The organism is Streptomyces sp. NPDC001407 (assembly GCF_042895325.1).
Taxonomy (GTDB): domain Bacteria; phylum Actinomycetota; class Actinomycetes; order Streptomycetales; family Streptomycetaceae; genus Streptomyces.
In genome coordinates this window covers 26,893-40,670 of sequence record NZ_JBIAWF010000023.1, presented here as the reverse complement: position 1 = coordinate 40,670, position 13,778 = coordinate 26,893, and the positions used below count along the sequence as shown (strand labels likewise).

The 13,778-nt window shown below is 70.8% G+C and carries 10 protein-coding genes; 6 read left to right on the top strand and 4 right to left on the bottom strand.

Features of this window, described 5'->3' with window-relative positions; translation table 11 throughout:
* Positions 1-316: 316 nt before the first annotated feature.
* From ACFY1P_RS27015 to ACFY1P_RS26990, 6 genes are all read left to right on the top strand, one after another.
* Entirely contained in the window at positions 317-976 is a 660-nt protein-coding gene (locus ACFY1P_RS27015) for a response regulator transcription factor (RefSeq protein WP_361533752.1), read from the top strand.
* 272 nt (positions 977-1,248) lie between these two features.
* Positions 1,249-3,237, top strand: coding sequence for a 2-oxoacid:acceptor oxidoreductase subunit alpha (locus ACFY1P_RS27010; RefSeq protein WP_361533749.1), 1,989 nt, complete (start codon positions 1,249-1,251; stop codon positions 3,235-3,237).
* Complete coding sequence (locus tag ACFY1P_RS27005) at positions 3,230-4,279, top strand: 2-oxoacid:ferredoxin oxidoreductase subunit beta (RefSeq protein ID WP_390752102.1); 1,050 nt, start codon at positions 3,230-3,232, stop codon at positions 4,277-4,279. Before ACFY1P_RS27010 ends, ACFY1P_RS27005 begins: the two co-directional genes overlap by 8 nt.
* Before the next feature lie 90 nt (positions 4,280-4,369).
* Positions 4,370-6,331, top strand: a complete 1,962-nt coding sequence (locus tag ACFY1P_RS27000) for an APC family permease (protein WP_390752101.1) — start codon at positions 4,370-4,372, stop codon at positions 6,329-6,331.
* 219 nt (positions 6,332-6,550) lie between these two features.
* The gene (rarD, locus tag ACFY1P_RS26995; RefSeq protein WP_361533740.1) at positions 6,551-7,549 is read left to right on the top strand and encodes an EamA family transporter RarD; all 999 of its coding nucleotides are present in this window, start codon (positions 6,551-6,553) and stop codon (positions 7,547-7,549) included.
* 110 nt (positions 7,550-7,659) lie between these two features.
* A complete protein-coding gene (locus ACFY1P_RS26990; RefSeq protein ID WP_390752100.1) occupies positions 7,660-8,658 on the top strand; it encodes a M28 family metallopeptidase in 999 nt (332 codons plus the stop codon).
* Positions 8,659-9,049: 391 nt separating this feature from the next.
* Here the strand turns inward: ACFY1P_RS26990 and ACFY1P_RS26985 are convergent, their stop codons facing one another.
* From ACFY1P_RS26985 to ACFY1P_RS26970, 4 genes are all read right to left on the bottom strand, one after another.
* Positions 9,050-9,937 (bottom strand): ABC transporter permease, encoded by an 888-nt coding sequence (locus ACFY1P_RS26985; protein WP_390752099.1) that lies wholly within the window; start codon positions 9,935-9,937, stop codon positions 9,050-9,052.
* A complete protein-coding gene (locus ACFY1P_RS26980; RefSeq protein ID WP_361526283.1) occupies positions 9,924-10,910 on the bottom strand; it encodes an ABC transporter ATP-binding protein in 987 nt (328 codons plus the stop codon). The genes ACFY1P_RS26985 and ACFY1P_RS26980 overlap by 14 nt, the downstream gene beginning before the upstream one ends.
* Before the next feature lie 70 nt (positions 10,911-10,980).
* Positions 10,981-12,192: a DUF2092 domain-containing protein gene (locus ACFY1P_RS26975; RefSeq protein WP_361526280.1), complete on the bottom strand. Its 1,212-nt coding sequence runs from the start codon at positions 12,190-12,192 to the stop codon at positions 10,981-10,983.
* Positions 12,193-12,765: 573 nt separating this feature from the next.
* Positions 12,766-13,776, bottom strand: a complete 1,011-nt coding sequence (locus tag ACFY1P_RS26970) for a polyprenyl synthetase family protein (RefSeq protein ID WP_361526278.1) — start codon at positions 13,774-13,776, stop codon at positions 12,766-12,768.
* Between the last annotated feature and the right edge of the window lie 2 nt (positions 13,777-13,778).

Here is a 13,778-nt window from a genome sequence, read left to right as displayed (position 1 = left end):
GGCACACTCAAGCCGCACCCGGACACGGGCCCGGGGCGGAGCCCCGGCCGCGGCGGAGCCGCGCATCAGATGCTGCGGGAAGGGGCGGGGCTGGGGAACAAAGCGCCGCAGGCACACTCAAGCCGCACCCGGACACGGGCCCGGGGCGGAGCCCCGGCCGCGGCGGAGCCGCGCATCAGATGCTGCGGGAAGGGGCGGGGCTGGGGAGCAGAGCCCGCCGCAGGCGGCAACGCACCCCCCGGCCCCCATTTGCTGCAATGCTGGACCGCACAACAGCAGCAGCGAAACAGGGGGCAGGGAAATCGTGGAGGACAGAGTGCGGGTCGTCATCGCCGAGGATTCGGTGCTGCTCAGGGAGGGGCTGACCCGTCTGCTGACCGATCGAGGGCATGACGTCGTCGCGGGCGTCGGTGACGCGGAGGCGCTGCTGAAGGTCATCGGGGAGCTCGCCGACGAGGGCGCCCTGCCGGATGTCGTGGTCGCGGACGTGCGGATGCCGCCGACGCACACCGACGAGGGCGTGCGCGCGGCCGTGCGGCTGCGCCGGGAGCACCCGGAGCTGGGTGTGCTGGTGCTCTCGCAGTACGTGGAGGAGCAGTACGCGACGGAGCTGCTGGCGGGGAGCAGCCGGGGCGTGGGCTATCTGCTCAAGGACCGGGTGGCGGAGGTGCGGGAGTTCGTCGACGCGGTGGTGCGCGTCGCCCGGGGCGGTACGGCCCTGGACCCGGAGGTCGTCGCGCAGTTGCTCGGCCGCAGCCGCAAGCAGGACGTGCTCGCCGGGCTCACCCCGCGCGAGCGCGAGGTGCTCGGCCTGATGGCCGAGGGAAGGACAAATTCCGCCGTGGCACGGCAGTTGGTGGTCAGCGACGGTGCCGTCGAGAAGCACGTCAGCAACATCTTCCTGAAGCTCGGACTGTCGCCGAGTGACGGGGATCACCGACGTGTGCTGGCGGTGCTGACCTACCTCCGGTCCTAAGACGTCCGGCCCGCCCCCCTCCGGGAGAGCCGCCCTGGTGAGAACGGTTGCCAGGGCGGAGCCCCAGGACAAAAGACCCAGCGGAGCCGCCGCCTCCGCAAGAGCCACCGGGGTGGCTCAAAATCCGCTTACCAGGACAAAGCGGAGAGGCTACGGCGCGGGCATCTTGTGATCCATCCCAGGTAGGCGACCCTTACCCCCGTACGATGGCGATGGGAACGCCGGCCGTCACCACCGTGTGCGAGCCGCCGCCACGAGGGAGGTCCGAAGCAGTGACCAGCCAGGTCAGCAGCCCGGCCGAGCAGGCCGAACCAGGCGAGCAGCCGAGCGGGGCCGCCCCGCCGTCGGCAGAGCGGGAGCCTTCACACCTCAGCCCGCCGCGCCATCTCGACGAGGAGTCGTCGGGCGCCAAGTCCGTGCGGAAGCTGGAGCGGGTGATCATCCGGTTCGCGGGGGACTCGGGTGATGGCATGCAGCTCACAGGTGACCGGTTCACGTCGGAGACGGCGTCGTTCGGGAACGACCTGTCGACGCTGCCGAACTTCCCCGCCGAGATCCGCGCCCCCGCCGGGACGCTGCCGGGTGTCTCCAGCTTCCAGCTGCACTTCGCCGACCACGACATCCTCACCCCCGGCGACGCACCCGACGTGCTGGTGGCGATGAACCCCGCCGCCCTGAAGGCGAACATCGCCGACGTCCCCCGGGGCGCGGAGATCATCGTCAACACCGACGAGTTCACCAAGCGCCCGATGGCGAAGGTCGGTTACACCGCCTCGCCGCTGGAGGACGGGTCGCTGGACGCCTACCGCGTCCACCCCGTGCCCCTGACGACGCTGACGATCGAGGCCCTGAAGGACTTCGACCTCTCGCGCAAGGAGGCCGAACGCTCCAAGAACATGTTCGCCCTCGGCCTGCTGTCGTGGATGTACCACCGCCCCACCACCGGCACCGAGGCATTCCTGCGCAAGAAGTTCGCGAAGAAGCCCGACATCGCGGAAGCGAACGTGGCCGCCTTCAGGGCCGGATGGAACTTCGGTGAGACGACGGAGGACTTCGCGGTCTCCTACGAGGTCGCCCCCGCCACCGCCGCCTTCCCCACCGGCACCTACCGCAACATCTCCGGCAACCTCGCCCTGTCCTACGGCCTGATCGCCGCCGGCAAGCAGGCGGACCTGCCGCTCTACCTCGGCTCGTACCCGATCACCCCGGCCTCGGACATCCTGCACGAGCTGTCGAAGCACAAGAACTTCGGCGTGCGCACCTTCCAGGCCGAGGACGAGATCGCCGGCATCGGCGCCGCACTCGGTGCCGCGTTCGGCGGGGCGCTCGCCGTGACCACCACCTCCGGCCCCGGCGTGGCGCTGAAGTCCGAGACCATCGGCCTGGCCGTCAGCCTCGAACTGCCGCTGCTGATCGTGGACATCCAGCGCGGCGGCCCGTCGACGGGTCTGCCCACCAAGACCGAGCAGGCCGATCTGCTCCAGGCGATGTACGGGCGCAACGGCGAGGCCCCGGTGCCGATCGTGGCGCCGCGTACCCCGGCCGACTGCTTCGACGCCGCCCTGGACGCCGCCCGCATCGCGCTGACGTACCGCACGCCCGTCTTCCTGCTCTCCGACGGCTATCTCGCCAACGGCTCCGAGCCCTGGCGGATCCCGGACGTCAACGAACTGCCGGACCTGCGCGTGCAGTTCGCCACCGGCCCCAACCACACCCTGGCCGACGGCACCGAGGTCTTCTGGCCCTACAAGCGGGACCCGCAGACCCTGGCCCGCCCGTGGGCCGTGCCCGGCACCCCCGGGCTCGAACACCGCATCGGCGGGATCGAGAAGCAGGACGGCACGGGCAACATCTCCTACGATCCGGCCAACCACGACCTCATGGTCCGCACCCGCCAGGCCAAGATCGACAACATCGTGGTCCCCGACATCGACGTCGACGACCCCGACGGCGCCAAGACCCTGGTCCTGGGCTGGGGTTCGACGTACGGCCCGATCACGGCCGCCGTACGTCGCCTGCGCACCGAGGGCGTCCCCATCGCCCAGGCCCACCTGCGCCACCTCAACCCCTTCCCCCACAACCTCGGCGACGTCCTGGCCTCCTACACCAAGGTGATCGTCCCGGAGATGAACCTCGGCCAGCTCGCCACCCTCATCCGCGCGAAATACCTGGTCGACGCCCACTCCTACAACCAGGTCAACGGCATGCCGTTCAAGGCCGAGCAGCTCGCCACCGCGCTCAAGGAGGCCATCGATGACTGAGGCGCTCAAACTGGTCCCCAAGGCCGAGGCCGCCCAGAGCATGAAGGACTTCAAGTCCGACCAGGAAGTCCGCTGGTGCCCCGGCTGCGGTGACTACGCCATCCTCGCCGCCGTCCAGGGCTTCATGCCCTCCCTCGGCCTGGCGAAGGAGAACATCGTCTTCGTCTCCGGCATCGGCTGCTCCTCCCGCTTCCCGTACTACATGAACACCTACGGGATGCACTCCATCCACGGCCGCGCCCCCGCCATCGCCACCGGCCTCGCCTCCTCCCGCCCCGACCTCAGCGTGTGGGTCGTCACCGGCGACGGCGACGCCCTCTCCATCGGCGGCAACCACCTCATCCACGCCCTCCGCCGCAACGTCAACCTCAAGATCCTCCTCTTCAACAACCGGATCTACGGCCTCACCAAGGGCCAGTACAGCCCGACGTCGGAGGTCGGCAAGATCACCAAGTCGACGCCGATGGGCTCGCTCGACGCGCCCTTCAACCCGGTCTCCCTGGCCATCGGGGCCGAGGCGTCCTTCGTCGCCCGCACCGTCGACTCCGACCGCAAGCACCTCACCGAGGTCCTCAAGCAGGCGGCCGAGCACCCCGGCACCGCGCTGGTGGAGATCTACCAGAACTGCAACATCTTCAACGACGGCGCCTTCGAAGCCCTCAAGGACAAGCAGCAGGCCCAGGAGGCGGTGATCCGCCTGGAGCACGGGCAGCCCATCCGCTTCGGCACCGACGGCGCGAAGGGTGTCGTCCGCGACCACACCACCGGTGACCTCAAGGTCGTCGACGTCACCGCGGACAACGAGGCCGACATCCTCGTCCACGACGCCCACAGCGCCTCCCCCACCACGGCGTTCGCACTGAGCCGGCTCGCCGACCCGGACACCCTGCACCACACCCCCATCGGTGTCTTCCGCAGCACCGACCGGGCCGTCTACGACACCCAGATGTCCGACCAGCTCGAAGCCGCCATCGTCCAGAAGGGCAAGGGCGACCTCGCCTCCCTCCTGGCCGGCAACGACACCTGGACCGTCGTCGGCTGACGCGTCACCCCGAACGCCGGACGGGCCGACTTTTCGGCCTGTCCGGCGTTTGGCCGTACGGAGCCCGGGGCGGGGCCGGAAGATACGGTCATGGCCGACCGCCCCGAAGTCGTACCCGAGGTCCCCGACCGGCTCGCCTACCGCGTCAAATGCCGGCTGCTCGGCCGCCCGCTGGTCACCCAGCAGCTCGCCCATGAGACGCTGTCCAACCCGCTCGCCCTGGGCGTGCTCGCCTCCGACTGCATCTCCTCCACCGCGTACGGCAGCGAGGAGATACTGCGCATCCTCGTACCCGTCGTGGGAGCCGCCGCGTTCACCCTGCTGATGCCGGTGACCGGCGCGATCCTGCTCGTCCTGCTGCTCCTCACGCTCGCCTACCGCGACGTGGTGTCGGTCTACACCCGCGCCGGCGGCTCGTACGTCGTCGCCCGCGAGAACTTCGGGCCGCGCGTCGCCCAGATCGCCGCCGTCGCGCTCCTCGTCGACTACATCGTCACCGTCGCCGTGCAGACGGCCGCGGGCACCGACGCGCTGATCTCCCTCGCGCACCTCACCGGCGACGGCTACACCGGCCTCGACCACCTCAAACTCCCGCTCACCGTGGGCGTGGTGGTGCTGCTGATGTACGGGAATCTGCGCGGGCTCCGGGAAGCGGGGCGGGCGTTCGCGGCGCCCGCGTACCTCTTCATGGCCGCCGTCGCGCTGATGCTGGTCATCGGCCTCGTACGCGCCCTCACCGAAGGGCTCCCGCACGCCGACCTGCACGCCTCCGGGGTGGTGCCGCTCGGCACGTCCGGGCACGGCTGGCTCTACGGCGCCTCGCTGTTCATGGTGCTGCGCGCGTTCGCCAACGGCGGCTCCTCGCTGACCGGCCTGGAGGCGATCTCCAACAGCGTCTCGGCCTTCCGCAAGCCGCAGGGCCGCAACGCCCGGCGCACCCTCACCGTCATGAGCTGCGTCCTCGGCGTCATGGTGCTCGGCGTCTCCACGCTCGCCCACTTCACGCACGCCGTCCCCTACCGGAACGGCAATCCGACCGTCATCGCGCAGGAGGCGCACCTCGTCTTCGGCGACGGCTGGCTCGGCACGGCGGGGCTCGTCTACGTCCAGCTCGCGACCGCGCTCATCCTCTACACCGGCGCCAACACGCCCTTCACCGGCTTCCCCTTCCTCGCCAGCTTCGTCGCCGAGGACCGCTTCCTGCCGCGCCAACTGACCCGCCGCGGCCACCGGCTGGCCTTCTCCAACGGGATCATCTCGCTGACCGTCGTCTCGCTCGCGCTGCTGATCGTGACGGGCGGCAGCGTGGACAAGCTCGTCGCGCTCTACGCCATCGGCGTCTTCACCGGCTTCACGATGGCGGCGGCCGGGATGACCGCCCACTACTGGCGCCGGCCCGGGGAGAGCCACCGGCACTGGAAGGTGGGGGTGAATCTTGTGGCGGCGGTGGTCTCGGCGCTGGTCGTGATCATCTTCGCGATCACCAAGTTCACGGAGGGCGCGTGGCTGGTCGTGGTGGTCTTCCCGCTGGGCGTGTGGGCGCTGATCCGCATCAACCGGCAGTACCGCGAGGAGGCCGAGGCGCTCGGCAACGTCCCCGCCGTGGGCACGGACCAGCCGCACTGGCGGCGGCACCTGGTCTTCGTCCTCGTCGAGGACCTCGACCTGGCCACGGTGCAGGCCCTGCGGTACGCGCACGAGCTCCGGCCCGACGACGTCCGGGCCCTGCACTTCGTCATCGACGCGGAGCGGGCGCGGCGCCTCACCGAGAAGTGGGACGCGACCCCCGGCACGACGATCCCCCTGGAACTGGTCGACTGCCCCGACCGCCGCCTCCGCCACGCGGTCGCCGCCCTCGCCGCCCGCACGACGGCGGACGGGGAGACGGCCCTGACGCTCCTGATCCCCATCCGCACGTACGCCGGGCCGCTCGGGTCCCTGCTGCATCATGACCGGGGGAACGAGATGGCGCGGGCGCTGGAGCAGTTGGCGAATGTGGCGGTGACGGTACTTCCGTTCGACGTGAGCGGGGCGGTGCGGGCGCGGCGGTAGGTGGGGGCGGTTTTTTCTCCCCAGCCCCGCCCCTTCCCGAACTGGGGGCAAGCCCCCAGACCCCCTGACCGCGCCCTGCGGGCGGCAAACGAACCCGCAGCCGGAGGTCCGGCCACGCGCCGCCGGCACGCGTCATGACCGTCATTCGATACACGCATGACACCACCCCACCCACCCCGCTACCTTCACAAGCGTCGCCGCCGCACCCAGGAGCCGCCCGTGAAGACCACCGAGAACGAGACCCGCACCGGCCTGCTGTGCAGCATCGCCGCCTATTCGATATGGGGGCTCTTTCCCCTCTACTGGCCCCTGTTGGAGCCGGCCGGGGCCGGGGAGATCCTCGCCCACCGCATGGTGTGGTCGCTCGCCACCGTGCTCGTCGTGCTCACCGTCACGAAGCGCTGGGACTGGATACGGCCGCTGCTCCGGCAGCCGAAGCGGCTGGGGATGATCGCGCTCGGCGCGGGGCTGATATCCGTGAACTGGGGCGTCTACATCTGGGGCGTCAACTCCGGGCACGTCGTCGAGACGTCGATGGGCTACTTCATCAACCCCCTGGTCAGCATCGCCTTCGGCGTCCTCGTGCTGCGCGAGCGGCTGCGGGTGTTGCAGTGGGTGGCGGTCGGGGTCGGCGCGGCCGCGGTCGTGGTGATGGCCGTGGCGTACGGGAAGCCGCCGTGGATCGCGCTGACGCTGGCCATCTCCTTCAGCACCTACGGCCTGGTCAAGAAGAAGGTCGGGCTGGGCGGCCTGGAGTCGATGGCGGCCGAGACGGCGGTGCAGTTCCTGCCCGCCCTCGGCTTCCTGCTGTTCCTGGGCGGGAGCGGCGGCAGCACGTACGCGAGCGAGGGCACCGGACACGCCCTGCTGCTGATGGGCACCGGCGCGATCACCGCCCTGCCGCTCATCTGCTTCGGCATCGCCGCCGTGCGGCTGCCGCTGTCGGTGATGGGGATGGTGCAGTACCTCGCGCCCGTCTTCCAGTTCGCCCTGGGGCTGCTGGTCTTCCACGAGTCGATGCCCGCGGAGCGGTGGGCCGGTTTCGCCCTGATCTGGCTGGCGCTGGCGCTGCTCACCGGGGACGCGCTGCGTACGGCCCGTAGCGCGCGGGTGGAGCTGCGGGCCGCGCGGCGGAAGGCAAGGGCCAACGTTCACACAGAAATCACAGACGCCACACAGACCACAGAAGCACCTGAAGCCACAGCTCAGGGGCGGTAGAGCGGCGCCCGATATCCGGAAAGCGGTGTTCGGTGTCCGAAATCCACTCTTGACTCACCCCACAGGGCCCCCGAATATCATGGCCACGTCAAATGAGTCGGGAGCCCCCCATGCTTGAACTCCACGGACCGACCCGCAGACGCCGCGCCGTAGCCCTCCTGGCCACCGGCGCGGCCCTCACCGCCACCCTCTTCGGCACGGCCTCCAGTACGGCCACCGCGGCCCCCACCACCGCGGCCGTCGCCAAAGCCACCGTCAAGACGAAGGCCGGCGCGCCCACCATCCCCGTCGCCAACGTCAAGGCCCACCTCAACCAGCTCCAGTCGATAGCCAACGCCAACCACGGCAACCGCGCGCACGGCCGCAGCGGCTACAAGGCGTCCCTCGACTATGTGAAGGGCAAGCTGGACGCCGCCGGATTCACCACCACCGTGCAGCAGTTCAGCGCCAACGGCGCCACCGGCTACAACCTCATCGCCGACTGGCCCGGCGGCGACACCAACCACGTCGTCTTCGCCGGCTCGCACCTGGACTCCGTCAACGCGGGTCCCGGCATCAACGACAACGGCTCCGGCTCGGCCGGTGTCCTCGAGATCGCCCTCGCCGTCGCCCGCGAGGGCTACAAGCCCGACAAGCACCTGCGGTTCGGCTGGTGGGGCGCCGAGGAACTCGGCATGGTCGGCTCGCAGAACTACGTCGACAAGCTGTCCTCCGACGACCGGTCGAAGATCGACGCGTATCTGAACTTCGACATGATCGGCTCGCCGAACCCCGGCTACTACGTCTACGGCTACGACTCGGGCCTCCAGAGCCTCTTCGAGAACTGGTTCGCCGCGAAGAACATCGCCACCGAGGTCGACCACGAGGGCGACGGCCGCTCCGACCACGCGCCGTTCCAGAACGCCGGCATACCCGTCGGCGGCCTCTTCAGCGGGGCGGACTACATCAAGACCGACGACCAGGCACGGAAGTGGGGCGGCACGGCGGGCAAGGCGTTCGACGCGTGCTACCACCGGTCTTGCGACACGTCTGCGAATCTTGATGACGGGGCGCTCGGGACGAATACGGATGCGATTGCTGGGGCGGTGTGGTCTTTGAGCGGGTCGTAGGTCGGGAGCGGCCCGCTGCGCCTGCGGCGGGCTTTGTTCCCCACCCCGCCCCTTCCCGAACTGGGGCGCTGCCCCAGACCCCGACCTGCGGGTCCGTTGCCTCCCCCAGCTACCTCCCCCAGACTCCGTCCGGGGGAGGTAGCTGGGGGAGTTTGAGGACACCGCGCGGAGCGCGGTCAGGGGGTCTGGGGTCTCCCCGGTTTCGGGAAGGGGCGGGGTAGGGGAACAAAGCGCCGCTGGGGGCACCTCCCAGCGGTAGCTGGGGGAGCACTCCAGCCGCACCCGGGCACGGGTCCGGGGCGGAGCCCCGGCCGCGGCGGAGCCGCGCAACAGATGCTGCGGGAAGGGGCGGGGCTGGGGAAAAAAAGAAACAGCCGCCGCCAGGCGACCTTCACGCCGTTACGTCCCGCACCGTGAACCTCGCCCAAGCCGCCGAGCCGAACACCGCCGCGTACACCGCCTGAAGCCGCAGATTGTCCAGCAACTGATCCCAGTACACCGGCTCCCGCAGCAGATCCGCGAAGCTCAGCCAGTAGTGCGGGAAAAGATACGGCTGCACCGCATGCAGCTGCGGGAACTGGTCGAGGATCTGGACCGTGATGAGCAGGCCCACCGTCGTGGCCATGGCCGCGATCCCGCTGTTGGTGAGCGTGGAGACGAACAGCCCGACCGCCGCGACGCCGATCAGCGACAGCGCGACGACCCCCGCGACGGCCAGCGCGCGCAGCAGGCCCTCACCGAAGGACACGGTCGTCCCACTGATCAGCGTGACCTCGCCCAGGGGGAACAGCAGCGCCCCCACGGCCAGCGCCGAGACGGTCACGACGAGGGTGGCCGCGAGGCAGAAGACCAGGGTCGACGCGTACTTGGCGCACAGCAGCCTGGTCCGTCCGGCGGGGGCGACGAGGAGATAGCGCAGGGTGCCGGAGTTCGCCTCCCCGGCTATGGAGTCGCCCGCGATCACTCCTATCGCCATCGGCAGGAAGAACGGCAGGGTCGCGGCGAGCGAGGTGAAGACCAGGAAGAGGCCGTTGTTGGTGACCTGGTTGATGAACGCCGGGCCGCCCCCGCCGCCCTCGTGACCGACCGTGCCGCCGCCCCTGGTCTCGATCTTCACCGCGATGCCGACGAGCACCGGCACGGCCGCGAGCACGCCCAGCAGGGCGATCGTCCGCCAGCGCCGGAAGACCGTGCCGACCTCGCTGCGGAAGAGCGACAGCTGCCACAGCGGGCTCGCCGCCCGGGGCCCGGCCGCCGCCATGGCCTCAGCCCGCGACATCGAAGCCCTCCCCGGTGAGCGCCACGAACGCGTCCTCCAGCGAGGCCCGTTCGGTGCCGAAGGCCCTCACCCGCACCCGGGCGTGGACGAGCGCGGCGTTGAGGTCCGCGAGGTCGGGCGGCGGGGCGCCCTCGGGCGGCTCCCCGGTGGGGAGTTCGCCGGTGACACGGTCGTCCACGACGACGAGATCGGTCACGCCGTGCTCCTTGAGGACGCGCACGGCGTCCGCGGTGTCGGGGGTGGTGACGGTCAGCCGGCCGCGCGTCGAGGAGGCGAGGTCCGCGACGGTGCCCTGGGTGAGCAGCCGGCCCTGGGCCATGACGGCGGCGTGGGTGCAGACCTGCTCGATCTCGTCCAGGAGGTGCGAGGAGAGGAAGACGGTGGTGCCCTCGGCCGCGAGCTCCCTGACGAGCGTGCGGATCTCCCGCATGCCCTGCGGGTCCAGGCCGTTGGTCGGCTCGTCCAGGACGAGCAGTTCGCGCGGCTGGAGCAGCGCCGCGGCCAGCCCGAGGCGCTGCTTCATGCCCAGGGAGTACGCGCGTGCCTTCTTGCCGGCCGCGGCCACGAGGCCCACCCGGTCGAGCGCCGCGTCCACCCGGGCGGCACGGGTACGGGGATCGGCGGCCGGGTCGGCGGCGTCGAAGCGTACGAGGTTGTCGCGCCCGGTCAGGAAGCCGTAGAGCGCGGGGCCCTCGATCAGCGCGCCCACCCGGGGCAGCACCCGGCGGGCGGCGCGCGGCATCGGCTCGCCCAGCACCTCGGCCGTGCCGGAGGTCGGCTCGATGAGCCCCATGAGCATGCGGATGGTGGTCGTCTTGCCCGAGCCGTTGGGCCCGAGGAAGCCGAAGACGCTCCCGCGCGGCACGGTGAGGTCGAGCCTGTCCACGGCGAGCTGGCCGCCGCGGTAGCGCTTCGTCAGGGAGCGGGTGTGGACGGCGGCGTCCGCGGACGCGCGCTCGGTGGATCCTGGCACCCGTTCTCCCCTCGTCACACCGGTGCGGAACACCCGCGGCCGGTCTCCCGGGACCGGCCGCGGGCCGTGTCTACTTCGCGGCCTTGACGAGCGCTTCCTTCGTCACCGCGCCCGCGTAGACGTGGCCGTCGTCCGTCATCAGGACGTTGACGATGCGGGTGCTGAAGACGTGGCCCGAGCCGAAGGGGCCGGAGACCTTGGTGCCGAGGGTGTCCAGGAGGGCACCGGCGCCGCCGGCGTTCTTCCCGAGGCTGCCGCCCTTGGCGTCCTTGGCGCCCTTGGCCGCGTCCGCCGGCATCTTGAACTGGGCGATGGACGTCCAGCTCTTGCCCACCACGTCGAGGCCCGACAGCTCGGCCGGGGCGCCCTTGTGGTCCCGCTGCTTCGGGGCGTCGGCCTTGTCCTCGGTGACCTTGGCGCCCTTGGGCGGGGTGAAGTCGAAGGTGCTCGCGCCCGGCTTGGCGAAGTCCACCTTGGTGAAGGCCGCGTCGATCGCCGCCTTGCCGCCGCTCTTCGGGGAGAGCGTGAACTTCAGCGGCACACCGGTCTTGGCGTCCACCGCGATCCGGACCGCGCCGACCGTCGACTCCTGCGCCTTCGGCTTGACGACCAGCTGATAGGCGTCCCGCCCGGCCACCTTGGCCGTGCCGTCGACCGAGACCGCCGTCGAGTCGTCCACGGCGGCGAGGGCCTTCTTGGCCAGCTCCTGCGGCGAGGCGCCCTTCAGCCCCTCCGGGCCCGCGTGCCGCTCGGCGTCGCCCTTGTCGCGCGGGGCGGTGGAGTGGTGGACGGTGTTGCTGCCGCTGTCGTACGCCCAGACCTGGTCGCCGTTGCGGATGACGCTGTACTCCGCGGCGGACTCGACGATCGACACACGCTGCTTGTCGGGGCCGTCGACGGCGACCCGCAGCGTGTGCGAACCCGAGGCGAGCTCCGTGAGCTTGGCCTGCGGCGAGACGTCCGCGCCGCCCGCCTTCCCGCCGTGGCCCCCGCCCAGGGAACCGAACGAGGCGCCGCCGGGCAGCGACGGCAGGCCCAGGTCGGTGGTCACCTTCACCGAGCCGGACATCTGCTGCACGTCCGACTTGGCGACCTTGGCTATCAGATCCTCCGCACTGATCTTCGGCAGATCGGGGTCACCGCTCTTGGCCAGCGCCGGGACGAGCCCGATCGCCCCCGCCGCGAGCCCCGCCACCGCGACCGGAACGGCATAGCGGACCGCTTTGCGGCGCCCCGGTGTGCGGTGGCCTTCCGGGCTCTCGGTGAGTTCATTCCGTGCCATCAGCCATTACCTCCGTCGTCGGCGCCCCCGGGCCGCTCTCATTGTGGCCCTGCCGCTGGTTGGTGGAGCAGTGTCAATTCCACCAAATGCGCTGCGCTCCGGCATCAGCCGACGGGAGCAGGTGGCTGTACCTCTTGGGTATGACGTGGCGTTGGTGACCGGACGGGCTGCGTTGCGCCTGCGGCGGGCGGCCTCAAACGCCGGCCGGGCTGGGTTGTGGTGGGTGCCGGGGGTGGGCAACATCGGGTTGTGGGGCGCGCCATGCTTTTGTTTTTCAGCCCGTTGGGGGCACCCCCGGACGGAGTCTGGGGGAGGTAGCTGGGGGAGGCAACGGACCCGCACATCGGGGTCTGGGGCAGAGCCCCCCACGCGGCGGAGCCGCAAATTAGATGCAGCCGGGAAGGGGCGGGGTAGGGGAACAAAGCCCGCCGCAGGCGCCCACCCACACGCCCCCAGAGGTCCGGGGCAGCGCCCCTCACGCGGCGGAGCCGCACATCAGATGCAGCGGGAAGAGGCGGGGCCGGGGAAGAAAAAGCCCGCCGACAGGCAACGACGGCGGGCAAGCAACCCCCGTCACCCCGCCCGGTGCACCACCGCGTCGCAGAGGTCTTCCAAAGCCGCCTTGGCGAAGCCGGACGGCAGAGGAGCCAGGATCGCCCGAGCCTCCTGCGCATAGCGGATCGTGTCGCGTCGCGCCTGCTCCAGCGCCGGGTGGGCGCGCAAGCGGCGCAGTACCTCGGCGTGCAGCGCGTCGTCGGTGAGGTCGCCGTCGAGGAGCTCGCACAGCTGGAGGTCCTCCGCCGAGCCGCTCGCCGCCGCCTGGGCGCGCAGGTGCAGCACCGGCAGCGTGGGGATGCCCTCGCGCAGGTCCGTGCCGGGCGTCTTGCCGGACTCGTGGGAGTCGCTGGCGATGTCGAGGACGTCGTCGGCGAGCTGGAAGGCGATGCCGAGCCGCTCGCCGTAGTGGGTGAGGATGTCGACGGTGTGCTCGTCGGCGCCGGACATCATCGCGCCGTACCGCCCGGAGACGGCGATCAGCGAGCCGGTCTTGCCGGCGAGGACGTCGAGGTAGTGCTCGATGGGGTCGCGGCCGTCGCGCGGTCCGGCCGTCTCCAGGATCTGGCCGGTGACCAGCCGCTCGAACGCCTCGGCCTGGATGCGGACGGCCTCCGGGCCCAGGTCGGCGAGGATGTACGAGGCGCGGGAGAAGAGGAAGTCCCCGGTGAGGACGGCCACGGAGTTGCCCCAACGGGCGTTGGCGCTGTCGACACCGCGCCGCACCTCCGCCTCGTCCATGACGTCGTCGTGGTAGAGCGTGGCCAGGTGGGTGAGCTCGACGACGACGGCCGAGGGCACGATGCCGGGGGCGTGCGGGTCGCCGAACTGCGCGGCGAGCATCACCAGCAGCGGGCGGAACCGCTTGCCCCCTGCCCGGACGAGATGCTGGGCCGCCTCGGTGATGAAGGGCACGTCGCTCTTGGTGGCCTCGAGGAGGCCCTCCTCGACGGCGGCCAAACCGGCCTGGACATCGGCTTCAAGAGCCTGGTCCCGCACGTTCAGCCCAAAAGGCCCGACGACGGTCACGA

Coding starts and splice junctions, on each gene's coding strand:
- ACFY1P_RS26975 (WP_361526280.1), bottom strand. CDS start 12,192: ATGGCACGGAATGAACTCACCGAGAGCCCGGAAGGCCACCGCACACCG.
- ACFY1P_RS26985 (WP_390752099.1), bottom strand. CDS start 9,937: ATGTCGCGGGCTGAGGCCATGGCGGCGGCCGGGCCCCGGGCGGCGAGC.
- ACFY1P_RS27005 (WP_390752102.1), top strand. CDS start 3,230: ATGACTGAGGCGCTCAAACTGGTCCCCAAGGCCGAGGCCGCCCAGAGC.
- ACFY1P_RS26990 (WP_390752100.1), top strand. CDS start 7,660: ATGCTTGAACTCCACGGACCGACCCGCAGACGCCGCGCCGTAGCCCTC.
- ACFY1P_RS27000 (WP_390752101.1), top strand. CDS start 4,370: ATGGCCGACCGCCCCGAAGTCGTACCCGAGGTCCCCGACCGGCTCGCC.